This window comes from Chitinophagales bacterium (assembly GCA_041392475.1).
Classification (GTDB): Bacteria; Bacteroidota; Bacteroidia; order Chitinophagales; family UBA2359; genus JAUHXA01.
Genome location: JAWKLZ010000002.1, coordinates 1,623,498 through 1,648,053, shown reverse-complemented (window position 1 = coordinate 1,648,053; position 24,556 = coordinate 1,623,498). Strand labels below are relative to the sequence as shown.

The following is a 24,556-nucleotide window of genomic DNA, read 5'->3' as shown; positions in this document are numbered from 1 at the left end:
ACTCCTTCAAACTTCATAAATCATCTCCTAAAAAATGACCCAAAATCCCCACCATACCGATTACTCCAACATTTCTGAAGCCATTCTTGCTTTTGGACAACTCGCTCGCTTCAATGATTTGAATGTGGGAGTGCAAGAATCCATTGATGCGCTGGAAACTGCAAAATTGGGAATGATTGAAGATAAAATGACTTTTCAGTATGCTTTGAAGTCTATTTTTTGTGCTTCAAAAGAAGACATTGAAGTATTTGAGAAAATCTATGATTGGTTTTGGGGATACAAAAAGGGAGCGATGAAAAGCAAGACAACGTTTAAAAACCGTTCCAATCTGCAAAAAAAATCGGTGGCTTCGGTGGTGATGATGGGCAAAGGAGAAAGCAAGGAGGAAGGGGAAGAAAGTAAAAATGTGTCGGGTGCAAACCGCATTGCCCGTCTTCGTAAAACAGATTTCTCCAAAATTGAAGAAATAGACAGCGAGTTTTTGGAAGAATTGGCTATCAAGTTGTGGCAGCAGATGAGCCTGAGATTGAAGCGGAAAATGAAATTTTCCAGTAATAAAGGTCGCTTGGATTTGCGACGGACGATTCGGAGCAGCATTTCTCATGGTGGTGAACCCTTCGAATTGAAGCGAAAAAAACGTACACCTCGCAAACAACGCTTGATTGTGTTGTTGGATGTGAGTGGTTCGATGGACAAATATAGTTTTTTTCTATTGCGGTTTATTTGTGCTTTACGCACTCATTTTGAAAGCATTGAAGCATTTATCTTTAGCACGCACCTCATTCGCATCACCGATTATCTTCACGCCAAAAACCTTGCTCTTACCTTGGCTGTTTTATCTGCAAAGGCGGACAATTGGTCGAGCGGCACCAAAATTGGAGAGTGCTTTAAGGATTTCAATGAATTGTATGCCAAGCGGATTTTGAACGGACAGTCGACTACGATTGTATTGAGTGATGGATTGGATACGGGTGAACCTGAAGTGTTGGAAGCGGAACTGAAAAAGATAAAATTGCGAACTCGGCGGCTGATTTGGTTGAATCCATTGAAGGGAATGAAGGGTTATGAGCCGATTCAAAAAGGTATGCGTGCGGCTTTGCCGAATGTGGATGTGTTTCGGTCGGCACACAATTTGGACAGCATTTTGGAATTGGAGGAGTTGTTGTTGTCGGTTTGATTGAACATAGGGACACAGAGGCACAGAGTTTTTTTGCACTTGATTTAAAATTAAACGCAGAGACAGAGAGATTTTTTGTTTGAAATAGTCAGTAGAAATTGTTGAAACGGAAGCACTAAAACTCATAATCATAATTTTATGTAACAAAATGACACATTCTAAAACTATACTGACATTCTTTATCCTCTTGGGGATATATTCTTGTGGAATCAATTCAGAATCAGAACTGAACAATGTGAAATTTAGCAGCGAAAAATGGAAGGTCAGTGATTGGAGAGAAAAAGGACGAATGACCGATGATATAGTAGAAAACGATTTGTTGATAGGGAAGACAAAAACAGAAATAGTAGAAATGCTTGGAGAGCCAGTTCAGCAAACAGAGGATAGATTTCATTATACTGTTGATATTGGCATCAAATATATGTATGACACATGGCTTTATTGGCTATCCGTTGATTTCGATACTATTGAACACAAAGTAAACCAAGTTTGGTTAGCAGATTAGTGCTAATCTTGACAATATGAGCCTTGTAAAAACGATGCTTATTACCGATTATTAAAATCTAACATCATGTTCCACCAATTTATAGATACCACCCAAAAACTGTATCAAAACAAAGAACCCTTTGCGATTGCGTTTGTCGTGAGTCGAGAAATACCTTCTTCGGGTAAGCCTGGGGACAAGGCCGTAATCACCAAAGACGGAACAATAACTGGTTGGATTGGAGGAGGATGCACTAAAGGAATTGTTTTGAAAGAAGCCTTAGATGCTATCAAAGACGGCAAACCTCGTTTGGTCAAAATCAGTCCAGATGGTCAGGTAGAGTCGAAAGCTGGAGTAATGTGTTATCCAATGGTTTGTCATAGCGGAGGAGCGGTTGAGTTGTATATCGAACCCGTTTTACCTAAGCCTCAACTGCTTATCATGGGCAAATCGAATGTGGCAATGGCTTTGGCTCGATTGGGAAAAGGCATGGATTACCCCGTTGTAGTGGCAGCAAAATCAGTCGATAGTGAAGGCTTTGAAGGGGTGAATCGCATCATTGAAGGAGAATTGAAAGTGTCGGATGTGAATGCTAATACCTGTATCGTCGTTTGTACGCAAGGTGAAAACGACGAAGATGCTTTGGAACAGGCATTGCAGTCCAATGCTGAATATGTTTCATTTGTGGCAAGCAGACGAAAAGCGAGTGCCATTTTTCACACTTTGCGGCAACGAGGCATCCCGTTGGAGCAGTTGGAAAGGGTCAAATCTCCCGCGGGCTTGAACATCAATGCGAAACTCCCCGAAGAAGTGGCTATCAGCATTTTGGCGGAAATTGTGCAGTTTATTCGAGAGGAAAGAGTGGAGATATCAACCTCTAAAAACGATGTATCTTCTGACCTTTTTATCAATCCTGTCTGTAATGTGCCTGTTCAGAAAAGCAGTGCGAAACACGTAATCAACTTCAATGAGAAGGACTACTATTTTTGTTGTGATGGGTGTAAGGTAGCGTTTGAGCGAGAGCCAGAAAAGTATGCGCTTACCGACTAAACCTAGTCGTATAACTCTCCGAATTCCCCACCCTATCTTTCACAATAAACGTCACTTCATGCACTCCCGAAGCAATGTGTTCATCGAAATAATAACTAGCCTTCCCTGATTTCCCATCAAAAGTGGTCAAGACCCATTGTCCGTCCAAGTACATATCATAGGCTTTGATGCCCGTTTCACGATCCGAAATGGTGAAACCGATATAGGTATTTTTGGTCATCACCTTATTGGGAGAGATGTTATAGGGTTTGATAGTCGGAGGAATCGTGTCTGCTGCAATGAAATACTTGCCAAACTCCTTCGATTTACCCTTCAAAAAATTGCCCTCCCACTCTCCATCTACCGAGTATTTGCGGTTCGACACATTGTAGTAGGCAATGTACGCTTTGTCATACAAGTGATATGGCAGGTTTTGAGGTTTGATAGAAATGTCAAAATATTTGTGAACAGGCGTTTTACCATCATGAATTTGATGGTATTGTGAATAAACTCCGTTGGTATTGGCTTCAATGATTTCGTAGTTAAAGCCCAAATCTGTGTAAAAAGAATTGGTTGGAAAATAGAGTCTAATCAAATCATTCTCATACCGATTATCAGTCGCATAGCTAAAAGTAGTAATAGCATTGTTGTCAAAAGGAATTGATGCAATTGGCTGGTTTTTATCCCATTGCACCCGATAAGAAAGCGTTGAAGTATTTCCTGCAATGTCTTTTATGGTAATGGCGATTTGGTGCGATTCTCCATCCGAAAGGTCAATAACTCCACGATTCACCACATTTTCATACGCATTGAGATAGTTTCCTGGGTCTATAAACAATTTTTGCATATTGCCTCTCCCCGATTTTTTGCCTTCATAGTCTAAGTAACAATTGATATAGCGGGTTTCATCAAAGGAAATGCGTTCTACATCGAAATAAAAATGCTGCTGACCGTCTTTCCATACTTCAATGCTGTAAATACCATTCATATTGTCCGCTCCATTCAGCTTATCATACGCCTTTGCGCCCAAGCCAATTTTTGGCGTATTTACTTTTATCGTATTGGCTTCAAGCGAATAAACGCCATTCTGTTTTCTGACAACCTTATAAATTTTAGGCTCACCATATCGAAAGTTTTCATCAAAAGGATAAATAGCTGCCCCTGAAAAAAATGGATAACTCGTATCAGGAAGGTTGAAACCAAAAGCCAAAGGATTGATAGGAATTTCAGAAGCAGAGTCTCGGATTTCAAAATGTAGATGTGGAGCAGTAGAACTCCCTGTATTACCCGATTTGGCTACAACTTGCCCTTTTTCGACCTGCAACATTCCTGGCGGAACGGTGATGTCGACTTCAAAACTTTGCTGCTCATATTGTCGTTCTTTTACAAACCTGCCAATATTGCCGGTATATCCATTCAGATGAGCATAGACACTTGTATAACCATTTGGGTGGGCAATATACAGCGCATACCCATACCCCCCTGCCTGTATTTTGACCCTTGATACATACCCCTCTGCCACACTATATACATTCAGATTTTCTTGTTTGTTGGTTTTGCAGTCAATTCCTCCGTGAAAGTGATTGTTGCGAAGTTCACCAAAAGTACCTGCCAATACCAATGGAATTCCTAATGGTGAACGAAAGTAGTTTTGTGGGTATTTAGATTTTAAATCAGTATTGGCAGACGTGTTTGAAAGAGAGAAAACTAAAAAAAAGTTTATTGTCAGTACAAGGTGTATTAATTTCATTTCGCTTATTGGTTTCTAATTTTGACTTAGCGGTTAGCTTGAAGTTGAAAAAATAAGCGTTTTTTTTGAGAAATTAGTATTTGAAGAATAAATTATTGCAGAACTGTGAAATAGTCGGTCTTAACTTTAGCAATCTTACAATTCACATAGTATTACAATTTCCAATCAATGCCCATCAATCGTTCCGCCAAAATTCGTTGAAGTTTCTTTTTGAACAGGATCCCCTTTGAAGCTAATATTACCGCCAGTACCTGCTTTTGCTTCAATTCGCTTGTTAGCAGTCACTTCTACCTGGCCGCCCGTATTGGTTTTGGCATATACATTCTCTGCCTTCAAGCCATAGCCATAAAACAATCCTCCTGTTGAAGCAATTGCGGTCAAAGTATGTGCTTCTCCAGTTAGTTCAATTTCACCCCCTTCAGCAGCACGACCTTCCACTACATCCACCCAAATTTCTAAAGCAATATTTGCACCACTGCCTGCTTTTATCTCCAAATTGTCGCCACTGATAGCTGTTCGGCTGTAAATTCTGGCTCCCGCTTGACCCTTGATTTCACGTAAGTCACGGTAATTCACCACCACTCTCGCACTCTTATTTTTGTTGTAAATAATATTTTTGATGTGAATTTTCAAAATACCCCCTTGTACTTCTGCCACAACTTTGTCGTCCTCTACACCTTGTGCTTCAATGTCTATACTTTCTGTACTGCCTTGCTGCAATAAAACCTCTACATTGCCCGAAACATGAACAGCATCAAAGGAAAGCACTTTCTCAGCTTGTGCTTGAAGACAAACATTGAATGTCAGCATCAAAGCAATGATTGAAGTAGATTTAAGGATGTGATTCATTGTCTATAATTTTAAGGATTAAATAATGGAAGACACTTCCTTTAAAAGAGGAAAATTAACCAAAAAGTTGCACGAAAAACCCTAAAACTATTCCACAAAAAATGTCCAGATTGTGTATTTTGGTACGTCTATGAAGGACGAACAAACCAAAACCCAGATTGACACGATTTTATTAAAGAGAATTTACATGAAAAACACACATAAATATTTCGATACAAAAGGGCATCTCACCCTAGAAGGAGTGGCGATATATGCCGAAGCTGTCAAGTTGGGTAAAGTCGAAAAATTGCCTGATAGTTTTCAGGAGTACCTACTCAAAGTACCAACAGCAGCTCAAGAAGTGTTGGAAATCTATGAGTTAATTGCCGATGAAAAAATCGATAGTACTTACTTTCCTTTTGACCAAATAAAAACCTCTACCTACGTTGTACCTACTACCAATGAAGATTTGGATGTTTTCCTTGCAGGTATTCTCCAAAAAGCCCTTGCTGAAGAAAGTACGCCCAATGCTCGCTTAGAACGGAGGATGTTGCAGACTGTAAAAGCAGGAAATACTTCATTGAAGATCTTGACTCCCAAGGAAAATGAAGTTTGCATTGATAAAATTCATTTTTCCTTCAATGTACCCATAGGAGAAGATGCTTACCTCACCATTTTCAATCAAAAGAATGAAGAAATAATAGAATATGAGTTGGATGTAGAAAGTATGGACTTCAATTTATTGCTCACCGAAAAAAACTACCCCAGCGGCTTGTATTACTGGATGTTGGACAATGGCGGAGATCTTCAGACACGGAGATTCTATGTGTGTCAACCCAAAGATGCCGAACGAATTTTGCAGGCCATGAGGTAGAAACAAATAAACACTATACTTCAAAATCAACTTTTTATACGCCTAATTTTGAAATTTCGCTTACAAAAAAGCCAATAGCTAAAAAATAATGATCGGCAAAATCTATAGAATACCGTACTCTCTCCACTCAGTTTCATAGTTTTAGGTAGAGGTACCGTGGGTTTCTATGACTTTTGGATAAAGATTTGGGCGATTGAACAAAAAAATGGGTAAATTTAGCCCCCTGACTTATTTTTTAACATGAAAAAAGTGTATATTCCGTTCCTTTCTTCAAAATACCCTCCATATATAGAGTGGGTTTGAGAAGCGAAAACGTGACATAAAATCAGTTGTTTTTTTGAAAAAACTAGTATTATTTTTTTGCTGGCTTCAAATTGTGCTTTTTTATGGCTTGTTTTTGCCCTCCTGCAATCAATCGCAAGAACAACCACAAAAAGAAGGTGTTCCTTTTGCGCTGCAAATTCCGATAGGATTTCCTGATCCAATTATTGCAGAGGACAATCCATTGACAGAAGCAAGTGTAGAACTGGGCAAAAAGTTATTTTTTGATCCCATTTTATCTATAGACAGCAGCATCTCTTGTCGATCTTGTCACCATCCTAATCGAGCATTCAGCGATACGGTGGCATTTAGCAGAGGAGTAGAAGGTCGTTTGGGAAAGCGCAATGCACCGAGTTTGATGAACTTAGTGTATCAAAACGCATTTTTGAGAGATGGAGGGGCGAGAACTTTGCCGCTGCAAGTATTTGTCCCCTTGACCGATCATGCAGAAATGGCACTCACCATGAATGAAGCGGTCAAACGCCTGAAAAAACAACCTGAATATGTGGAACTTACCCAAAAAGCCTACAATCGAGATATCAACAGCTTCACAGTAACCCGTGCTTTGGCTGCTTTTCAACAAACCCTAATAAGTGGTAATAGTGCTTACGACCGATACCATTTTGAAGGGAAAAAGGAGGCACTTTCACCTGCCCAAATCCGAGGATTGGCACTGTTTCAGTCCCCAAAAACGAATTGTACAAAATGCCATGAAGGGTTCAATTTTACCTCCAATGCTTACGAAAACAATGGATTGTATGCTGACTACAAAGACGAAGGGCGTTTTTTGATTACCAGAGATTCTTCCGACATTGGCAAATTCAAAGTATCTTCCCTGCGAAACGTTGCTTTGACTGCCCCATATATGCACGATGGTAGTGTGAACACGCTGGAGGAAGTAATCCAACACTATGAAAATGGCGGAAAATCGAACGTCAATAAAAGTCCGCACATTCGACCTTTTGAATTGACCAAGCAAGAAAGAGGAGACTTAAAGGCGTTTTTGGAAAGTTTGACAGACGAAAAGGTTTTGAGGGGAGACTTTTGATTTCCTATTAGACTTCGGAAATTTCGATGTTGAGAAAATCAAACACCTTTATTTGTTTGTGATTTCCTTCAATTGCAACTGCCACCGCCAAGCATCTCTCAAAGCATCTTCTATACTCAATTCGTTTTGCCAATTCAGAATCTGATTTGCTTTGTCGACACTACCATAAATTCTGACCACATCTCCCGGGCGTTTTTCACCAATTCGGTAATTCAATTGCAGATTGTTCACTTTCTCAAATGTTTGAACGATTTCCAACACGCTGTATCCTTTGCCCATTCCCAGATTGAAGGCTTCGTGAAGATTAGGTTTTTCTTGTGATTGCAGCCAATTTAGGGCCTGAACATGAGCTTTTGCCAAATCCACAACGTGTATGTAATCTCGAACGCAAGTGCCATCGGGCGTATCGTAGTCATCACCGAAAATGGTGAGCGATTCACGCAAGCCCGCAGCAGTTTGGGTGATGAAAGGCACCAAATTATTGGGAACGCCAAAAGGTAATTCACCAATTAAAGCAGAGGAATGTGCACCTATCGGATTGAAATAGCGAAGCGAACTTGCCTTCAAATTTGCTTTTGAAGTGACTACATCGGTGATAATTTCCTCACAGATTTGTTTGGTATTGCCATAAGGTGAATTGGCAACTTGAATAGGTGAGTTTTCGGTCACAGGCAGTTGTTCAGGCTCACCGTACACCGTACAAGAGGAAGAAAATACCAAATGTTCGATGCCAAATTCTAGCTGCAATTGAAGCAAATTGACCAAGGAAGCAATATTATTGTGGTAGTACTTCAAGGGATTTGCCACCGATTCTCCCACCGCTTTTGATGCGGCAAAGTGTATGCTACCCAATACATTTTTTTCTTTTTCAAATACCCTGTGAAAAGCCGAAAAATCATTGCAGTCCACTTCATAATGTCGAACAGAAGTATCTACAATTTTTTCGATTTGAGCAATTATGTTTCTATCTGCATTGGAATAGTTGTCTACAATAATGGGTTCGTATCCTGCTTCAATGAGTGCGACAACTGTATGAGAACCAATGTATCCTGCTCCTCCTGTGACAATGATTTTTTGCTGGGTCATTTTGGATTATTTTGAAAAAAGTCCGTATTTGATGATGCAATAAATGGCTCGAAAACCATCTTTCCAATTTATTTTTTTGCCTTCTGCATACGTTCTACCATAGTAAGAAATACCGACTTCATAAATGCGAACCTTGGGAATACGTGAAATCTTAGCGGTTACTTCTGGCTCAAAACCAAAGCGTTTTTCCTTCAATTGAAGACTTTGCAGCATATTGGTGTTGAATAATTTGTAGCAGGTTTCCATATCTGTCAAGTTCAAGTTGTTGAACATATTGGATAAGAAGGTCAACCATTTATTGCCAATAGAGTGCCAAAAGAACAAAATGCGGTGAGGCTTGCCTCCCATAAACCTAGAGCCATACACAATGTCGGCTTCTCCGCCCACCACAGGTCTTATCAAGAGATTGAATTCTTCGGGGTCATATTCTAAGTCTGCATCTTGGACAATGAGGTAGTCTCCTGTTGCTTTGGCTATACCTGTATGCAATGCACCGCCTTTTCCTTTGTTTTTATCGTGTTTGTAGTATTGTATAGGAGCTTCGGGATGCTGTGCGATAAATTCTTGAATTTTGACTTCGGTATTGTCTGTCGAGCAGTCATTTACCAAAATTATTTCTTTTTGTATGTTATGAATAAGATTGATTTCCAACAATCTTTTGAGGATTTTCTGGATGGTGTGTTCTTCATTGTACACAGGAACAAGGATAGATAATGTATCAAATTTCATATTTTGTTATTTTAACCAGTCACTTCCAACTCAACTCACACCATATTGGTAAGTGATCGGATATTTCTCTTGCATCTTTTAGCGACTCAAATTTAGGAACAAAATCAAGGATACCACTTCTTTTGAGGTTGAAAACGGAGTTATTGTAAAAAAGGTTGTCGTATTCTTGTGCCAAATAATCCCCGTTGATGGCTGTTCGGCGTAGGCTTGTTTTTTGATTGACCAAAATGGGGTCATATCCTCGTTGCTTCAATATATTAAACGCCTCGTGTTTTTGAGACAAATTGAAGTCCCCCATCATTAGGAGGTTGTCTTTGCCATACAGTCTGTGTAAATCAACAAGGTGTTGGATTTCGTTTTCAGGTTTTTTTGAAGTAGGGACTGCATGGAAGTTAGCAAGCAGCATAGTTTTGTCGCCAGACTTAAAGCGTGCCATGAAAGGCTCTCTATCAACTTTATCCTCAAGAGGTTTCACCAACCAAGGTCTTGCAGAAAGCTCCACCAAATCGGTTCGCCAAAGATAGGCATATCGTTCGCTACCAGGCCCAACGGTCGGGTCACTGATAATGTAGTCCCACTTACCACTTTTACGGCTCAGTTCATCATTCAGCTTCACTACTGCTCTCGGCCCGCTCAGCTGTGTAGAAATTTCTTGGATAGCAATGATATGGTAGTTTTTCAACAGATTGGCGATAAACTCCACTTCTTCATCATCTTTACTAATGCCAATATTGTACAAGTTCCAACTCACGATTTTTACGCTTTCCAGCTCTTTTGTGGAAGTAGGAGGGGTAGTTTCTGTTGGCGAATCAGGTTCTTCAGAAGGGAGAATTGGAGGGATGTCTATTTGTGTATCATGATCCTTTGTTTTTGATTGTTGCTCCGTTTGCTGCTCCCATTCTTTTAGCAAAAACTCCCAGTTTTCTGAAATATAATTCCAATTGACAACCACTACAATGGCTGCCGCTATAAGCATGAATGTCTTTTTATATTTTTTGAAAAATTCCATGACAAAGTAAAAATTAGTCGAATGTTATCGTTTTGAGGTATCCGATTATGGGTAGTTTTTGGAAAACAATTTCTGTGTGTGGCGCATCCTGCAATTCTTCAGTCAAATCTTGACCTGCCCAGTGCTCATAGTGTTTTCCATTGCGCCAAAGACGGCTAATGGTCACATCATAAATAACTCCTTTATAGGCAATCCAAATTTCCTCTCTGTCTTGACCATTTCTCAGTGCCAATTGAAGAGAAGTATAGGTGGGTAAATTTGTCATTCTATTTTACTTACTGCTAAAGTGGTCTTTTTTGTCTTTAAACAGTACATTGAAGGTCGTAAGCGAGCCATAAATACGGGTAACGTATTGCTGCAAATTTACTTTTTCTTCATCAGTCAGGCTGCTATTGCTATTGATTCGTTGTTCCAAAACCCTCATTCTATCCCGCACCATTACTATTTTATGAAAAAAAGTTTCGATAGGAATTTCCTTTGGCTTCAAATCTTCATCAGCAGGTTGCAAAAGCATTGTGCCACCTTCCCATTTATCGCCAAGTCTTATCTCTTCGTGTTCGCCCATGTATTTGCTGAGTAAACGCTTGAAGGTTCGTTCCACATCTTTCATAGATACTACATCTGTTGCAGTAGGCAATGCTTCAATCACATCTAATGTAGTATTTTGTGATAGTTCAATATAGCCATGCTGCATAAAGGTAATTCCATAAGATTCTGCTAGAATCTTTACGATTACACCAATTCCGAAACGTTCTTCTTTGATACGAGAGCCTATTCCTAAATTTACTGACATGTCTGGTTATTTTTTGTTTTGGTGGGTAAAATTAAGAAAAATAAAAAAAGGGAATAGACATTGTATAAATGTCTATTCCCTTTTATCTGCAAAAAAGATAGAATGACTCGGTACTTACCTTCAATATGTTGGTAGCAATGAGTCTTAGTCCATTCTTATTTCTTCTTTTTACTTTTTTTTGCTTTCTTCTTTTTCTTCTTATTGGTGCTTGTAGATCGATCTGAATTGTCATCCACAGAAGAAAAATCATAGCTATTCAAATAACTGTCTAAAGACTGGTCTAACTGTTGGTTATTTGGCTCAGTATAGTTGGAAGTAGCAGGTGCTTGATTGTTCATATCCCACTGTCCATTTGTATTCGGTTGAGTGCTGGTATTCCACTGTCCATTTGTATTCGGTTGAGTACTGGTATTCCACTGTCCGTTTGTAGTAGATTGAGTGCTATTACTCCATCCTTGTTGTTGCCACCCATTGTTGTTGTTGTCATAGTTAGGTACTTGTACCCCATTAGGATCTTTACTTATTGGGTTTTCATTGTAGTAAGGCGATTCAATGATATTTGGCTGTGCATGACTGGGTTCAGATGGATACCAACTCAACTCATAAGCATCACTATCATAGTAGGTTCCTTGATTATTGTTGTAGGTAGTAGCAGGGTTTACACCACCTGTAAAAACAGGAATCTCTGAAGGTACGAGTGTTGTATTACCTGTAGTTGTATTACCGCTGCTGTTGTGGGTAGCAATGTTTCCATTTGTACTTGTCGTTGAAGTTGTTATAACGGTACTGCCGCCACTATGGTAAGTAGTGCTTATGGCATCATCAGGAATACTTGTGATAGGATTGCTATTCGTGTTGATGGTAGAAAATGGGTATTCATATTGAGTACTTCCGCTATTTGTAGTAGTATTTGTATTGGTAGTAGAAACTATGTTAGTAGTAGAAGGTATTTGTGTAGTATTTACACTCATAGTTTCAGGGGTAGCAGTGCTGACAGGGGCATCTGCAATAGTAATCCCCATTTTAGAGGCAATAGCAGTAGTTTCTTTTTTACCAATGATTCTTCTATCATTGTTCTTATATTCTACTGGGAAAGCATCTGGATATCCCTTATCTCGGAGTTTACTGAGTGTACTGACAACATCCTCAGGAGAGTTAAATTTACCCAACAAAGCTCTTTGGACACCATTTCCTGCATCTTCAGCAGTGACAAAACCATATTCTGAAGCATCCAAAAATTTATTTATATCCAAATTTTTAAATGCTCCCAATTGAATCATGTAAGTAGATTCGGCAGACGATACATTGGCTATAGTTGTCTCAGGCTGATTGAAAGTGCTTGGTGTAGGCCTGTCAGATGTATTCACCAAATCAGAATAAATAGTAGGAGTAGAGTTTACAGTTGTCAGTGTAGTAGGACTAACGGTTGTAGTAGTTCCTGCATATACTTTCGCACGTTTACTCAATTCTTGGTCTAATTCTGCCATAGATTTGGTATTGGCGATGATGATGCCATTTTCGTCCAACAAGAAATTGGCAGGTAAATTCCGAACACCATAAGGTGCAACATATTTTGAATAAATATCATTGACATGGTAGTTTTCAGGAAGTTGGTCTTCTTGAAGAGCCATTTTCCATTTGTCTAAACGGCTGTCCAATGAAACCATAAAGACTTGAAAACCTTTGGCTGTTTGAAATGAAGCACTTTTGTACTTCTGATGTAGTGCAAAAATATTTGAATTGGTAGCTCTTGAATTGGGGTCTCCAGACTTCCAAAAGCGAACCAAAACTAGGTTTCCACGTAAGCCAGAGAGAGAGATTTTATTACCATACTGGTCAGGTAGTTCTATATTGGGAGCAATACTGCCAACAGTTCCACCAACCATTTGTGCTTGTATCTGAAAGGTAAAACCCATCATCAAACAACAAATAATAAGAAGGGAGGGGGCAAGTTTGGATAAGATTTTCATAGCTTCTTGATTTATGAAAAAAATAAATACCTATAAAGGCGTTAATATTATTAAATGAATAAATATCTTTGCTTAAAATTTGACAAAAAAATGAAAAATTAATGAAACAATTTTTATTTCTTATCGAAACACTAAAAGATAGGAAGTGCCTAAAAGCTAAGTAAGTGTAAATTTAATAAAAACCCCACAAAAAACTAATTTTTATTTGGAGTTCTTAGCAAAACCCTATGGTCCTAAAATTCTTTTGAAGGATATATATGCAACGGTTTAGTTTTGCATATGGTTCAAATAAAGGAATATAAAAAACGCTGCAAAACTATTAACCCAAAATTTACTATTACTAAAATTAACGTTGAAATTCAATATTAATTCTATTGAAACAACAAATAACCATAAAAATGATTCGACTCATACCCATAAGTTTTTTATTCATTGCCGTACTTTTCTGCAATGGCTGTTTTGTTTCAAAAAATTTTCAAAGAAATCTCACCACTTCTAGCAAAATCAATCAAAATGAAATTGAATGGCTTAGTTTGGAGGAAGCGGTTAAACTGTCCAAGAAAAAACCCAAAAAGGTGATGATTGATTTTTATACAGATTGGTGTGCACCCTGCAAAAAAATGGATCAGACGACTTTTCGGAATCCTGAAATTATCAAGTATATCAATAAGCATTTTTATGCTATAAAATTCAATGGAGAAACAAAAGACCCCATTGATTTCAAAGGACAAACCTATATTTATGTGGAGGAAGACTACACCGAGTACCACGAATTTGCCCGCAAATTACTCACCAATAAAATAGCCTATCCGTCTTTTGTTTTTTTAGATGAAAATTTTGATATCATCCAAACACTTCCAGGCTATTTAGATGCCAAATCATTTGATATGGTACTACATTATTTTGAAGGGAATTACCATCGTAAAATGCCTTGGGGAAATTTCACAAAAGAATACCAATCACCTATCAAAGAGGAAATTGGACTGCAAAATTTTTCACAATCTATCGACATTACAGATATTTTTGTATCTGAACAAGAGTAAGAATTCAACTACTGAAGGCAATATAAATACCTATTTTTCGCTAACAGGTAGGTGAAAATCATTTTTATAATTCATTATTTATTACCAAGCCATGTTAAAAAATTATTTTGTTTTTTCTCTTTTTTTATCCATTGCAGCAATCTGCAGTTCTTTCACATTTGTCAACAATAATGAGACAAACTCTGAAACAAATGATAGCCAAAAAATAAATTGGTTGAGTATTGAAGATGCCTTTGAACTGCAACAAAAAAATCCCAAATTAATACTTGTTGATGTATATATGAACAACTGTCCTTATTGCACCAAAATGGACAAAACCACCTTGGAACATCCTAAAGTGAAAGAATATATTGCCGAAAATTTTTATGCTGTAAAGCTAAATGCCTTTACCAGCCAAAAAATTACACTTGGAGAAAAAGAATACAAAGTGGATAAAAAAAGTCAATATCGAACACATGAATTGGCTTCTTATTTGTTGAGAGGCAATATGCAGTTCCCTTCAACTGTATTCATTGACGAAAATTTTAAGCCCATAAATTCGGTAGGAGGATACCTTGATGCCCCCGAATTTGACCAAATATTGCAGTATTATGGACAGGGCTTTTACAAAAAAGTTCCTTGGGGAATTTATATGCGTAACTCTAAGCCTCGATTTTCTAAATAATAAATTACTTTTCTTTCGGTCAAAAAAAGCCTACTCTGAATTTATGAGTAGGCTTTTTTTTAATGCGAAACAACTGATTTTATTCAAAAAATCATTAACTTGCTCTACTATTGCACAAACTTAAAAACGACCCTATACCATGTCTTTGAAGTTCCTCACCAAAAACATCCTATCCATCCTACTTGTTATTTTTGTCCTTCAAATAGTGGCACTCTTACCCATTGAAGCACAGACACAACATCCATTAATCGGTAAAAAGGCTCCTGATATTGTCTTGCCAGATAGACAGGATAATCTCCGTAAGTTATCGAACCTAAGTGGGAAATATGTTTTGCTGCATTTTTGGGCAACTTGGGACAATCAAACCGCAGCAACTGGTCATGCGGAGTACAAACAACTCTATGATACTTTCAAGCCACGTAGTTTTAAGGGGGCAGATGGATTCACCATATACAGTGTTGCATTTGATGAAGATAAAAGCAAATGGTTGAACCAAATAAGCAAGGATGGCATCACATGGATTGATTTGGTAATTGAAAGGGCTACTTACGATTCACAATACTGGAATACTTATAGTTTCAACACATTGCCCTATTCTTTTTTGTTAGATCCTACGGGTAAGGTAATAGGTGAAAATATGAGCTATGATGATTTATATACAAAGCTCAATGGACTATTAGTAAGCCCTATTCCTCCTCCAAAATCAAAAGATGATACTGACGAACCCGTAGATAAACCAACTGATAAGCCAATTGACAAACCTGTAGATAAACCGACAGATGTTGAAATTCCTCCAATCACAACACCTACTTCGGGTAAAGTATATAAAGCACAGTTGGGGGTTTTTCGTGAACCTGACCCGAGTAAGTTCAAAAACTTGGAGGATTTGGGAACTTTGGAAATAGAAAAAGTCAGTTCAACCAGTTCCTTGAGCCGTGTCTTGATAGGAAATTATGACAAAACATCGGCAGACAAAGTGTTACCTATCATTCAATCTCGTGGGTATGCAGGAGCATTTTTGGTGACTCGTACCTTGAGTGGCAGTAGTGGCGGTTCTTCTACAGGAAGTGGCTCTGGTTCGACAACTGATAAACCTATAACACCACCTGATACATCTCCAACTGGCTCGGTGATGGTTTACAAAATCCAACTGGGGGTTTTTGGTTCTCCTGATCTAAGTAAATTTTCAGATTTGAAGAGTATAGGTGAGTTGGAGATGGAAACAACACCAAGCGGATTGAAGCGTGTATTATTGGGTACTTTTAATGCCTCTGAAAAAGATGCCGCTTTACAAAAAGTAGCTGCAAAGGGTCATCCAAGAGCTTTCTTGGTGACACGAACCGAAAAAGCATCTGCAGGAAATAGTAGTGGCAGTACAAATACTCCCTCTCCAAGTGGCAATTACAAAATTCAATTAGGAGTTTTCGGTAAGCCTGATTTAAGTAAATTTTCTAACTTGAAAGACTTAGGAACATTGGACACCGAAAAGGCTACTACTACCCTACAAAGAGTCATGTTGGGTTCTTTTAGCGAATCAAAAGCCAATGAAATTCTCGAAAAAGTAAAATCGAGAGGCTATAGAGATGCCTTTATTGTCAAGAGATAAATTTTGAAGAACAGACACTTTAGACATATCATTCAAGTCTTTGTCCTTTGTTGGCAAAACTTTTTTATAAAAATACCCCGTCGCCTGTGGCGATTGGCAGTACATTTTTTCAAGCCTTCTGCCCTCAAAAAATGGCAGTGTGAATTTCCTGTGCGAAGTAATTTCGGATTAAAAATGCGGTACGTTTTGTTGGGAATAATTGCTTGGGCAGGACGTTTGTTTACCAAAATATTTGATCTACTCGGATTAGGTGAATTTTGGACATTTTGGTGGACAGTATTTCAGCCCAATTGTCGTCCTTTGAATGAATTGGAGTTGATCGAAGCAAAACGTGTTTTTAAGGACAGTCTTCCCTATGATCTAATCCAGATTCACGAAAATTCACCCCTTGCTTATATGGGTGCCAGACGAATAGGTGCATTGGATTTGGGGATATGTATTTGTTACACCATACACTTTACCCGCTCGATTTATGCCAAAGAAGGAAACAATGACATGGCTTGGCTGATACATGAGTTGGTGCATGTGGCACAGTTGGAATATGTTGGAACACAATATATGACGGAGGCACTTCATGCTCAGGCAACAACTGGATATGATTATGGAGGACCAACTGGAATTGAAGGCAAACAGTTTATGGACTTTAATCGAGAACAGCAGGGATGCATCCCTGCTGATTATTATATGTATGTATTATACGACCGTGAACACCATCGCTTCGGTTATATGTCTTTTGAGGTATATTTCCCATTGATTGAAGCGTTGAGAAAAGGTAAGATTTGATTAATCCTCTTTAGCTTTCCACTTCACCTTAACCCGAAAGCTTATATCCCGATAGCCTTTTGAAATATAAGGACCTATCTCTCTATCAAATGCCAAACCAAACTCTACATCTACCTCCGAGGGTGTATTTTGAGCAGACAACACTTTTTTGATAACCGTATCTGCGGCTACTTTTACGGGTTCAAGCACATCTTCCAAATTACCACTGAAAGTCTCTGGGGCATCTCCTTTGTTGCTAAATCCAATTGAAGTTGTTTGTGTACCGACACGATCTCCTACTTCAATGAATAGGCTTCCAAATTCGGATTCAAATTTTTCGATTTTATTGCTCATGTTTTTTTGATTAATTGAGAATGTATATGATAAAGTGGTAGAATTTGGTAAAAGGTTACACACTTACTGAAAACTCAAGTTCAAAGCACAAATTAAAATACAAAAACTCTTTGATTTAGAGTTGATTAAGGTCTTAATTGGTCTGTATTATTTTGAAGGTTTCATTTACAGTACAATTCAAGAATAAATCAAAAAACCAATACCCATACACTGATTACCAATCAGTCTTCAATTGAATCCATCACTGCCTCCAAAGACATTGTATCTACGGGAACAGCCTGTCCCTTTGGTTTGAAGTCATATTTGGCATATACTTCACTTGGTTGGGTAAGCTCCATCTTGTGTGAACCTTCATTCGAGGTATAAGCCTTTGTTTTGCCGCTTTGTATGGCGAATACGCCCAACAATACAATGATGATTACTACTGCTAAAATGCTGTATGCTCCTCGCATGGGTCGTTTTTTTATTGTGAGTTAAGAATTAATGTGTGCGAAGATAGCGAAGTAGGGAATGAAAATCAAAAATAAGTTGATGTAGGGAATGTTTGAAAAATATCCGATATTGTAAGCCTAAATGAATTTGTGTATTTTATGAAAATCGAAATCAACAATTTTGGACCTATCCACCACTTTGAGTTTGACTTAGAGAAGGATTTGCATTTGATTTATGGAGAGAACAACGTGGGGAAGAGTTATGCGGTGAATAGTTTGTATTTGTTGATGAAGAATTTGGTTTATCATTATGAAATAGCAAAAAAGAATTCAGATCACATTAGACTTTATTACCTATCTACTCTTAAAAAACTCGAAAAGAATAAAAAAAGCTTTTTCGAGAATTTAATAGAAAATGAATGGGTTGATATTACAAAGGAATTAGAAGAAGGGGTAAAAGTATTACTGAAGGAAGAATTACTTCCAAAAATCGAGGCATCATTTCAAAATACTTATTCTAACTTAGAGAAGGTAACTAATCGCTATCAAAAAAATAAACCTTTTTTTTGTATTATTAGGACATACATAGGCTCGTTAGATATTCAGTTTGCAAATTCCACTTATATTGATAATCATACATTTGAGAAAGTTTATCTATCATATCAAAACCCTTTTGACAATATGGTAGGAACTATAGAAGTTAAGGGGGCTATTTCAGATACTTCTGTTTTTGATGGTAAAATAAGAGATATTCTTATATGGGAAAACATTATAAATAAGCTATTATTGAAATCATACTTATTCGATTATGAATTATATATCCTCCCTTCCTCTCGTTCTGGCTTATACCAGTCCATCAACAATTTCGGACAAATCTTTGCAGAACTCTCACAATACCGCCATCAAATCAAAGCAGACTTCAAAATTCCTTCTTTTTCTGAACCCGTATCGGATTATTATTTGACGCTTTCGCAAATGAATACAACTCACTTCAATGAGAAATTGCGAAAAATTGGCGAAAAAATAGAAGAAGAAATATTTGAAGGAAAAATATCTTTTGACAATACAACCAAGAAAATATTTTTCTCTCCAAACAATACAGATTTGACCATTGAAATCACACAAGCGGCTTCAATGATTTCTGAACTAGCTCCATTGGTTTTATTCCTGAAGCACATCATCAAGGAAGAAACGGATAAAAAAAACATTCTCATCATCGAAGAACCCGAAGCCCATTTACATCCCAAAACGCAAGTCAAATTGATGAAGATTTTTGCAGAATTGACCAAACACAATGTCAAAATCATTATGACTTCTCATAGCGATTATATGTTGGACAAGGTGAGCAACATGTTGTTGGCAAAAGAGTTAGATGCAGATAAGGTAGCAGTTTACCATATAGAAATGACCGATAAAGGGAGTGTGGTCAAAAAAGACATGGAAGCCAATGAAATGGGAGTAGAAGATACCAATTTTTTGCCTGTTTCGGAAGAACTGTATGAAGAACGAATGAACACCATTGACCGCCTAAACCAACAACAAGATGCTAATTGAGAATTTGAAGAACGAAGAATTGTTGAAGGATTTTATCAAAGAGGCTTGTGAAGATGAAGGAATTTGTATTGCCATTGAAGAGGGGATTGACAAAGCTGATTTATTGGTAATCAAACCCGATGACTACTACAACAGTTTGAAGATTGAAAAAAGACCTGCTTCTGTGGATTGCCTCATTATCCAACGCTGCAAAGAAAATCATTTTCATGTCTATTTAATTGAATTAAAAAATGTTAGAAATACAAAGTCAATAGATAATTCAAATTTGAGAGAGAAATTTGAAACTTGTTTATTTGACTTTATCCGCGATAGACTTAGAAATTATTTTTTGAATGAAAATATTAAGGTCATTTTCAAGCTTCGATTAGTTGCTGGAAAAACAACCGATACCGTTTCTAAAAGATATGTCTTGAACTTTTTAAAAAGACTTCGTCCTTTCTCTTACTACGGAAAAATTCTCGCTATTGACGGTTATCCAACCGATTATATACTTCCAAAATGTATTTAAACATGAAACAAAAATTCCTGCTTTTCCTCCTAATCGCTTTCACTGCAATCAGTTGCAATACAAACTCTTCAACTTCAACAGAATCCACTGAAGAAACACCCCCAAAAGAATCAACTCCCCCATCATCCACTGCCAAACTCCCTTTTGACATCCATCGTTTTGACGAAGCCATTGCAGCCTTCCAAAAAGAAGACCACGAGCAGGGTATTCGAAAAGGAGAAATCTTGTTTACAGGCAGTTCGAGCATTCGATTTTGGGTCACATTGAAGGAAGACATGGAAGGATTGGCAGTGTTGAATCGGGGATTTGGAGGTTCGACCTTGCCCGAAGCCGTACATTATGCCGACCAAATCATTTTTCCGTATGAACCAGAAATAATCGTTTTGTATTCTGGTGAAAATGATATTTCGGAAGGTAGAACGCCTCAAGAAGCCTTTGATTCCTTCAAAGAATTGACTGCCCAAATCACAGCCAAACTCCCTAACACAAAGCTCTTTTACCTCTGTATGAAGCCCTCAATAGCCCGCTGGGAAATGTGGCCGAAAATGGAAGATGCCAACAAACTATTTGCAGATTACCTTGCAGAACAGCCAAATATGGAGTATGTGGACATTAGCGCACCGATGTTGGATGAAAGTGGAGAGCCGAAAAAAGACATTTTTGTAGAAGACATGCTGCACATGAACGAAAAAGGATATGCAGCTTGGACAAAGATTGTAAAACCTTTGTTGGTGGCTGCAAAGTAACTTGGGTTTTAACTTGAGTGAGTACGATAAACGGTATGCATTCCATTCTACTTTAAAACGCCCCTCAGAAACCCATTTCTGAAGGGCGTTTGTATTTTAATCAACCTGCTGATTGTCAAATAAATAATTTTCAAAAAAACTTCAAAAACTACCTTTCAGAAACCCTAAAAACCGACCTTTTATTGTTTGTCCAGAATGTGTTCTTCCCATAAATTGCAGTGGAAATGGATTGTTTCACCCAAATCAAAACTTCAAAAAATGAAACCTTACAACTGCAATTTTTTACCACTACTTTTTCTTTTATGCCTTTTTAACTTCTATCAAACTTCAATGGCACAAGACATGGAAGTGGGCGGCGTATTGAAAATTGATGTGGACAACAATGTTCATAGCCCCGCTGCCTTACACGTTGGAGAAGGCAAAGAGGTTTTGTTTGGCGCAGACACTCTTGGCGAGGGCAGCAAAATGCGTTGGGTAAGTGGAAAGTCTGCTGTACGGGCAGGAGAACTAAAAGAAAAAGGAGAAGGGGAGGCTCAATATTGGGACTATGCCAACATTGGTCGCTACTCAACAGCTTTGGGCTACAACAATCTCGCCTCTCAGATAGGCAGTGTAGCATTGGGCTACGATTCAAAAGCGGAAGGTTTTTATTCTTTGGCGATGGGCTACCAATCTCATGCAAGTAATTTTTCTACTGTTGCGATGGGATGGGGCGCAAAGGCTAGTGGCGCTGGCTCTACCGCCATAGGAACAGCGAACCGTTCTCGGGGTGATTACAGCACCACTTTTGGGCGGGGAAATATAGCCCGTTCTATACATGAGGTGGTTGTAGGAGCTTATTGTGAAGAATATGAACCTGGTGATTCTACTTTCTTTTTTATTGGAACAGACCGTGCCTTTGTAGTTGGAAATGGCTACGACGAAGATGCTCGCTCCAATGCTTTTACCGTCCTCAAAAATGGCAATTCTGGGTTTGGTGTTTCTACTCCAACTGAGCGATTACACGCTTTGGGCGATGTTGTTATTGGAGGCGGAGAAGATGACAAAGATGGAGATACGGAGTTTTTACAAATCAAAAGCGGTGTACAAGATTGGTTTGTAGGCGCTCAAAATGAAGACCCAGACCCTAATGATGCCTTTGTTCATCCTCGTTTTTATATCAGTACTGAAGAGGACAATCAAAATATGTTTTTCATGGATACCCGTGGGAATGTGGGGATTGGAAATGTGCCAGACTTGAGCAACAAACTGGAGGTGAGGAGCGATATAGAAATTGGTGGAGGGGCAGAAGATTATGATGCTCTTTGCGAATTTATACAGATTTATGGGCAGAGTGCTTGGTGGTTGGCAGGAGTTCAAAATGAACCTACCGAAAATGAAAGTGATTTTTTTATTGGTAAATCATATCAGGAAGATGGCACTTTTCACATTGAGTATCAAGGAGGAAACGTGGGAATTGGTACAAGTGAGCCTGATTTTAAGCTTCATGTCAATGGTAGCGCAGGCAAACCTGGTGGTGGAAGTTGGTCAGTAGCTTCCGACAAACGATTGAAGAAGGATGTGAAACCATTTACAGATGGATTGAAGGTTTTGCAGCAAATCAATCCTGTCACTTTTCGCTACAATGGCGAAGGAGGAATTGATATGGACAATGAGTTTGTGGGAATCATTGCCCAAGATATGAAACGCATCGCTCCCTATATGGTCAGTAGTATGGAATATGTGGACACAACCAACCAAAAATCAACAGATTACCTCAGCTTCGACCCGAATGCACTTTGGTATGTCACCATCAATGCGGTCAAAGAACAGCAGTCTATTATTGAAGCCCAAAACAAACAGATGGAGGTTTTGAAGTCAGAAAATAAAACGCTGGAAAATCGCTTGAATAAATTGGAAGCATTGGTTCAACAATTGGCAGAGAATCAAAAACCTATTCTTGAAAACAATACTTTTGATGAATCTACTGCAAAACCAACGGATGTTATACAGTTGAGCGATGCCCAATTACTTCAAAATCAACCCAATCCCTTCCACCAAAATACTACAATTGACTACTTTATCCCTGAATCGGTGAAAAATGCAGTACTGCAAATCACTACCGTCAATGGGCAGCTTTTGTACAGCCATAAAATTGAAGGCAGAGGACAGGGACAAACACGCATTGAAGCGAGTCAATTATCGGCAGGAGCGTATTTTTACACACTGATTTTGGATGGTAAGGTATTGGATACGAAGCAGATGATGCTGACTAAGTGAGTTGTTTCTCCAACCAAGTCAAAATAACCGTGCTGTTCAAAAAACGCTTTTCAACTTTACCCTCAATTTGCTGCAAATCACTATTCAAAGATTGAAGCAATGCCATTCGTTCTGTTTTTGCTTCAATGGGTAAGTTCAGCAGTTTTTTGAAAAAACTTAAAAATTGTTTTTCAAAAGAATAGACATTCTTTTTTTGCAGCAGATAATTTGAAGCCGAGCGAAGGAGAGATTCAAGCAGGCGGTGATTGCCGAGTTCCCAATGCAAAAAGAGATTTAGAAAAATGGCTTTGTTGTAGGTATCCTCTCGCACACCTGAAATATATAGATCAAAAAAACGGTTGAGCCAATCTAAAGATTTGTCGTAGTACGTCAAGGCAAAATAAAGACTTGCCATGTTGTAGTACCAAACCATCAGCGAAGGTTGTTTGATGCGGCTACCATAGCGATTGAGTTTCTGCTCAATGCCAATGAGGAGTTCTTCAATTTTTTTGTAATCCTTTTTCTGATTGTAGTAAGCGATTTCGGCATTGTAGGAGGTTTCAAATACTGCCACTTCTTGATTGAAGGTTTGCGCTGGAACGGCTCTCAATTTTTGGATGACTTGATACATTGCTTCTAAATTTCCCAATTGGTAACAACTCACTATTGTATTGCCGAGCATCGAAATGTAATTGTCCATTTCATTGGTCATAAAGTGTGTTTGGGATTCGTACAAATCCACAATTTTTTGAGCGCAGTCGTAGCCATTTTGCGCCTGATGGGTTTGGACATAACAAATTTGAAGGATTTGGTAGTAGAGTTTTTGGGTTCTAAAATCGCTTAGAGGACACGGATTTTGTAGTAAGGGCGATTGAAGTTTTTGCTCAAAATAAGTTTTTTGTTCTTGATTGGTTGCATACATCCCTTTGTTGTTTTTCCAAAAAACCTCGTCAAATAGGTGCTTGTATTCATCGTACAATTGTGCTTTTTCAAAAGCCGCTTCCATTTCTATTTGATTGATTTTTAACCTCTTTTGGTTTCGCAGTTCGTGAGAATAGTTGATAATGGTGGTTTCGATATGGAGGATATTGACCAAATAAAAATAACGTTCGTATTTCACTGCCAGTTTTTTGGCTTTGTCCAGTTGCTTCAATGCTTGTTGATACAATCGTTTTTTGCGAAAAAAAGTGGTAAAACCGATGAGTTCTTGAATTTTTGCATCCACTGATTTATCCAAATCATAGGCATTCATTGCCTTCAATATCAGCTTGTAGAGATAATTTTTTTCGGACGAAAAATGACGTACAAGCAGTTGCACTCTCATTTTTTTCAAAAGTTGGGCTTCATCATAGACATCTTGCTTGTCAATCGCATTAAAGAGCAACACATAGTTGTTTTCTTCGCCTTTGACATGGCGTTGGGCAAAGACTTTGAAGTAGCGTTTTTCGGCAGGAGTCAAAGATTTGACCAACTCAAAAAGACTGTTTGAAGATTTCATCTGACAAAAATACAATTTGAAAACCAATCAAAGAATGTCCTAAAGCAATCATTT

The 24,556-nt window shown here is 38.3% G+C and carries 24 protein-coding genes; 13 read left to right on the top strand and 11 right to left on the bottom strand.

Annotation, left to right across the window (positions count from 1 at the left end):
* Positions 1 to 34: 34 nt before the first annotated feature.
* The 3 genes from R3E32_19970 (at position 35) to R3E32_19960 (ending at position 2,711) form a co-directional block, all read left to right on the top strand.
* The gene (locus R3E32_19970; protein MEZ4887018.1) at positions 35 to 1,177 is read left to right on the top strand and encodes a VWA domain-containing protein; all 1,143 of its coding nucleotides are present in this window, start codon (positions 35 to 37) and stop codon (positions 1,175 to 1,177) included.
* A gap of 148 nt (positions 1,178 to 1,325) precedes the next feature.
* Positions 1,326 to 1,682, top strand: a complete 357-nt coding sequence (locus tag R3E32_19965) for a hypothetical protein (protein ID MEZ4887017.1) — start codon at positions 1,326 to 1,328, stop codon at positions 1,680 to 1,682.
* Positions 1,683 to 1,748: 66 nt separating this feature from the next.
* Complete coding sequence (locus tag R3E32_19960) at positions 1,749 to 2,711, top strand: XdhC family protein (GenBank protein ID MEZ4887016.1); 963 nt, start codon at positions 1,749 to 1,751, stop codon at positions 2,709 to 2,711.
* Here R3E32_19960 and R3E32_19955 read toward each other — a convergent pair.
* Together R3E32_19955 and R3E32_19950 are read right to left on the bottom strand one after the other, a co-directional pair.
* Entirely contained in the window at positions 2,701 to 4,440 is a 1,740-nt protein-coding gene (locus R3E32_19955) for a M23 family metallopeptidase (GenBank protein ID MEZ4887015.1), read from the bottom strand. The genes R3E32_19960 and R3E32_19955 overlap by 11 nt on opposite strands.
* A 165-nt stretch (positions 4,441 to 4,605) precedes the next feature.
* Positions 4,606 to 5,289 carry a head GIN domain-containing protein gene (locus R3E32_19950; GenBank protein ID MEZ4887014.1) on the bottom strand — a complete coding sequence of 228 codons (684 nt, stop codon included), beginning with the start codon at positions 5,287 to 5,289 and terminating at the stop codon, positions 4,606 to 4,608.
* Between the two features lie 187 nt (positions 5,290 to 5,476).
* Here R3E32_19950 and R3E32_19945 point away from each other — a divergent pair, with 187 nt between their 5' ends.
* Positions 5,477 to 6,142, top strand: a complete 666-nt coding sequence (locus R3E32_19945) for a hypothetical protein (GenBank protein MEZ4887013.1) — start codon at positions 5,477 to 5,479, stop codon at positions 6,140 to 6,142.
* A 337-nt stretch (positions 6,143 to 6,479) separates the two neighbouring features.
* The gene (locus R3E32_19940; protein ID MEZ4887012.1) at positions 6,480 to 7,511 is read left to right on the top strand and encodes a cytochrome c peroxidase; all 1,032 of its coding nucleotides are present in this window, start codon (positions 6,480 to 6,482) and stop codon (positions 7,509 to 7,511) included.
* Positions 7,512 to 7,559: 48 nt separating this feature from the next.
* On the opposite strand, the gene galE is transcribed toward R3E32_19940, so the two are convergent.
* From galE to R3E32_19910, 6 genes are all read right to left on the bottom strand, one after another.
* The gene (galE, locus tag R3E32_19935; protein ID MEZ4887011.1) at positions 7,560 to 8,597 is read right to left on the bottom strand and encodes a UDP-glucose 4-epimerase GalE; all 1,038 of its coding nucleotides are present in this window, start codon (positions 8,595 to 8,597) and stop codon (positions 7,560 to 7,562) included.
* A 6-nt stretch (positions 8,598 to 8,603) separates the two neighbouring features.
* Positions 8,604 to 9,326, bottom strand: a complete 723-nt coding sequence (locus tag R3E32_19930) for a glycosyltransferase family 2 protein (protein MEZ4887010.1) — start codon at positions 9,324 to 9,326, stop codon at positions 8,604 to 8,606.
* A gap of 19 nt (positions 9,327 to 9,345) precedes the next feature.
* Positions 9,346 to 10,302, bottom strand: coding sequence for an endonuclease/exonuclease/phosphatase family protein (locus R3E32_19925; protein ID MEZ4887009.1), 957 nt, complete (start codon positions 10,300 to 10,302; stop codon positions 9,346 to 9,348).
* A gap of 46 nt (positions 10,303 to 10,348) precedes the next feature.
* Entirely contained in the window at positions 10,349 to 10,600 is a 252-nt protein-coding gene (locus tag R3E32_19920; GenBank protein ID MEZ4887008.1) for a cytochrome b5 domain-containing protein, read from the bottom strand.
* A 6-nt stretch (positions 10,601 to 10,606) separates the two neighbouring features.
* Positions 10,607 to 11,128, bottom strand: a complete 522-nt coding sequence (locus R3E32_19915; GenBank protein ID MEZ4887007.1) for a hypothetical protein — start codon at positions 11,126 to 11,128, stop codon at positions 10,607 to 10,609.
* 155 nt (positions 11,129 to 11,283) lie between these two features.
* Positions 11,284 to 13,098, bottom strand: a complete 1,815-nt coding sequence (locus R3E32_19910) for a redoxin domain-containing protein (GenBank protein ID MEZ4887006.1) — start codon at positions 13,096 to 13,098, stop codon at positions 11,284 to 11,286.
* Between the two features lie 398 nt (positions 13,099 to 13,496).
* Here R3E32_19910 and R3E32_19905 point away from each other — a divergent pair, with 398 nt between their 5' ends.
* The 4 genes from R3E32_19905 to R3E32_19890 all read left to right on the top strand — a co-directional run bounded on the left by R3E32_19905 (position 13,497) and on the right by R3E32_19890 (position 17,194).
* Positions 13,497 to 14,141 (top strand): thioredoxin fold domain-containing protein, encoded by a 645-nt coding sequence (locus R3E32_19905; GenBank protein ID MEZ4887005.1) that lies wholly within the window; start codon positions 13,497 to 13,499, stop codon positions 14,139 to 14,141.
* 91 nt (positions 14,142 to 14,232) lie between these two features.
* The gene (locus R3E32_19900; GenBank protein MEZ4887004.1) at positions 14,233 to 14,805 is read left to right on the top strand and encodes a thioredoxin fold domain-containing protein; all 573 of its coding nucleotides are present in this window, start codon (positions 14,233 to 14,235) and stop codon (positions 14,803 to 14,805) included.
* Between the two features lie 139 nt (positions 14,806 to 14,944).
* Entirely contained in the window at positions 14,945 to 16,411 is a 1,467-nt protein-coding gene (locus R3E32_19895; GenBank protein ID MEZ4887003.1) for a thioredoxin-like domain-containing protein, read from the top strand.
* A 3-nt stretch (positions 16,412 to 16,414) separates the two neighbouring features.
* Positions 16,415 to 17,194: a hypothetical protein gene (locus R3E32_19890; protein ID MEZ4887002.1), complete on the top strand. Its 780-nt coding sequence runs from the start codon at positions 16,415 to 16,417 to the stop codon at positions 17,192 to 17,194.
* Here R3E32_19890 and R3E32_19885 read toward each other — a convergent pair whose 3' ends face one another.
* Positions 17,195 to 17,527: a CU044_2847 family protein gene (locus tag R3E32_19885; protein ID MEZ4887001.1), complete on the bottom strand. Its 333-nt coding sequence runs from the start codon at positions 17,525 to 17,527 to the stop codon at positions 17,195 to 17,197. It lies immediately after the preceding gene.
* A gap of 221 nt (positions 17,528 to 17,748) precedes the next feature.
* Complete coding sequence (locus R3E32_19880; protein MEZ4887000.1) at positions 17,749 to 17,979, bottom strand: hypothetical protein; 231 nt, start codon at positions 17,977 to 17,979, stop codon at positions 17,749 to 17,751.
* A 138-nt stretch (positions 17,980 to 18,117) separates the two neighbouring features.
* Here R3E32_19880 and R3E32_19875 point away from each other — a divergent pair, with 138 nt between their 5' ends.
* The 4 genes from R3E32_19875 (at position 18,118) to R3E32_19860 (ending at position 23,025) form a co-directional block, all read left to right on the top strand.
* Positions 18,118 to 19,512, top strand: coding sequence for an AAA family ATPase (locus R3E32_19875; GenBank protein MEZ4886999.1), 1,395 nt, complete (start codon positions 18,118 to 18,120; stop codon positions 19,510 to 19,512).
* The gene (locus R3E32_19870; GenBank protein ID MEZ4886998.1) at positions 19,502 to 20,020 is read left to right on the top strand and encodes a hypothetical protein; all 519 of its coding nucleotides are present in this window, start codon (positions 19,502 to 19,504) and stop codon (positions 20,018 to 20,020) included. The genes R3E32_19875 and R3E32_19870 overlap by 11 nt, the downstream gene beginning before the upstream one ends.
* 2 nt (positions 20,021 to 20,022) lie before the next feature.
* Complete coding sequence (locus R3E32_19865; GenBank protein MEZ4886997.1) at positions 20,023 to 20,766, top strand: SGNH/GDSL hydrolase family protein; 744 nt, start codon at positions 20,023 to 20,025, stop codon at positions 20,764 to 20,766.
* A gap of 258 nt (positions 20,767 to 21,024) precedes the next feature.
* Positions 21,025 to 23,025: a tail fiber domain-containing protein gene (locus R3E32_19860; protein ID MEZ4886996.1), complete on the top strand. Its 2,001-nt coding sequence runs from the start codon at positions 21,025 to 21,027 to the stop codon at positions 23,023 to 23,025.
* On the opposite strand, the gene R3E32_19855 is transcribed toward R3E32_19860, so the two are convergent.
* Positions 23,018 to 24,502 (bottom strand): hypothetical protein, encoded by a 1,485-nt coding sequence (locus R3E32_19855; protein ID MEZ4886995.1) that lies wholly within the window; start codon positions 24,500 to 24,502, stop codon positions 23,018 to 23,020. The two genes, R3E32_19860 and R3E32_19855, sit on opposite strands and share 8 nt — an antisense overlap.
* Positions 24,503 to 24,556 lie beyond the last annotated feature (54 nt).

What these genes read in the sequence shown, in the direction of transcription:
- R3E32_19970 (MEZ4887018.1), top strand. Translation starts at nt 35, where the DNA reads ATGACCCAAAATCCCCACCATACCGATTACTCCAACATTTCTGAAGCC.
- R3E32_19965 (MEZ4887017.1), top strand. Translation starts at nt 1,326, where the DNA reads ATGACACATTCTAAAACTATACTGACATTCTTTATCCTCTTGGGGATA.
- R3E32_19960 (MEZ4887016.1), top strand. Translation starts at nt 1,749, where the DNA reads ATGTTCCACCAATTTATAGATACCACCCAAAAACTGTATCAAAACAAA.
- R3E32_19955 (MEZ4887015.1), bottom strand. Translation starts at nt 4,440, where the DNA reads ATGAAATTAATACACCTTGTACTGACAATAAACTTTTTTTTAGTTTTC.
- R3E32_19950 (MEZ4887014.1), bottom strand. Translation starts at nt 5,289, where the DNA reads ATGAATCACATCCTTAAATCTACTTCAATCATTGCTTTGATGCTGACA.
- R3E32_19945 (MEZ4887013.1), top strand. Translation starts at nt 5,477, where the DNA reads ATGAAAAACACACATAAATATTTCGATACAAAAGGGCATCTCACCCTA.
- galE (MEZ4887011.1), bottom strand. Translation starts at nt 8,597, where the DNA reads ATGACCCAGCAAAAAATCATTGTCACAGGAGGAGCAGGATACATTGGT.
- R3E32_19930 (MEZ4887010.1), bottom strand. Translation starts at nt 9,326, where the DNA reads ATGAAATTTGATACATTATCTATCCTTGTTCCTGTGTACAATGAAGAA.
- R3E32_19925 (MEZ4887009.1), bottom strand. Translation starts at nt 10,302, where the DNA reads ATGCTTATAGCGGCAGCCATTGTAGTGGTTGTCAATTGGAATTATATT.
- R3E32_19920 (MEZ4887008.1), bottom strand. Translation starts at nt 10,600, where the DNA reads ATGACAAATTTACCCACCTATACTTCTCTTCAATTGGCACTGAGAAAT.
- R3E32_19915 (MEZ4887007.1), bottom strand. Translation starts at nt 11,128, where the DNA reads ATGTCAGTAAATTTAGGAATAGGCTCTCGTATCAAAGAAGAACGTTTC.
- R3E32_19910 (MEZ4887006.1), bottom strand. Translation starts at nt 13,098, where the DNA reads ATGAAAATCTTATCCAAACTTGCCCCCTCCCTTCTTATTATTTGTTGT.
- R3E32_19905 (MEZ4887005.1), top strand. Translation starts at nt 13,497, where the DNA reads ATGATTCGACTCATACCCATAAGTTTTTTATTCATTGCCGTACTTTTC.
- R3E32_19900 (MEZ4887004.1), top strand. Translation starts at nt 14,233, where the DNA reads ATGTTAAAAAATTATTTTGTTTTTTCTCTTTTTTTATCCATTGCAGCA.
- R3E32_19895 (MEZ4887003.1), top strand. Translation starts at nt 14,945, where the DNA reads ATGTCTTTGAAGTTCCTCACCAAAAACATCCTATCCATCCTACTTGTT.
- R3E32_19885 (MEZ4887001.1), bottom strand. Translation starts at nt 17,527, where the DNA reads ATGAGCAATAAAATCGAAAAATTTGAATCCGAATTTGGAAGCCTATTC.
- R3E32_19880 (MEZ4887000.1), bottom strand. Translation starts at nt 17,979, where the DNA reads ATGCGAGGAGCATACAGCATTTTAGCAGTAGTAATCATCATTGTATTG.
- R3E32_19875 (MEZ4886999.1), top strand. Translation starts at nt 18,118, where the DNA reads ATGAAAATCGAAATCAACAATTTTGGACCTATCCACCACTTTGAGTTT.
- R3E32_19870 (MEZ4886998.1), top strand. Translation starts at nt 19,502, where the DNA reads ATGCTAATTGAGAATTTGAAGAACGAAGAATTGTTGAAGGATTTTATC.
- R3E32_19865 (MEZ4886997.1), top strand. Translation starts at nt 20,023, where the DNA reads ATGAAACAAAAATTCCTGCTTTTCCTCCTAATCGCTTTCACTGCAATC.
- R3E32_19860 (MEZ4886996.1), top strand. Translation starts at nt 21,025, where the DNA reads ATGAAACCTTACAACTGCAATTTTTTACCACTACTTTTTCTTTTATGC.
- R3E32_19855 (MEZ4886995.1), bottom strand. Translation starts at nt 24,502, where the DNA reads ATGAAATCTTCAAACAGTCTTTTTGAGTTGGTCAAATCTTTGACTCCT.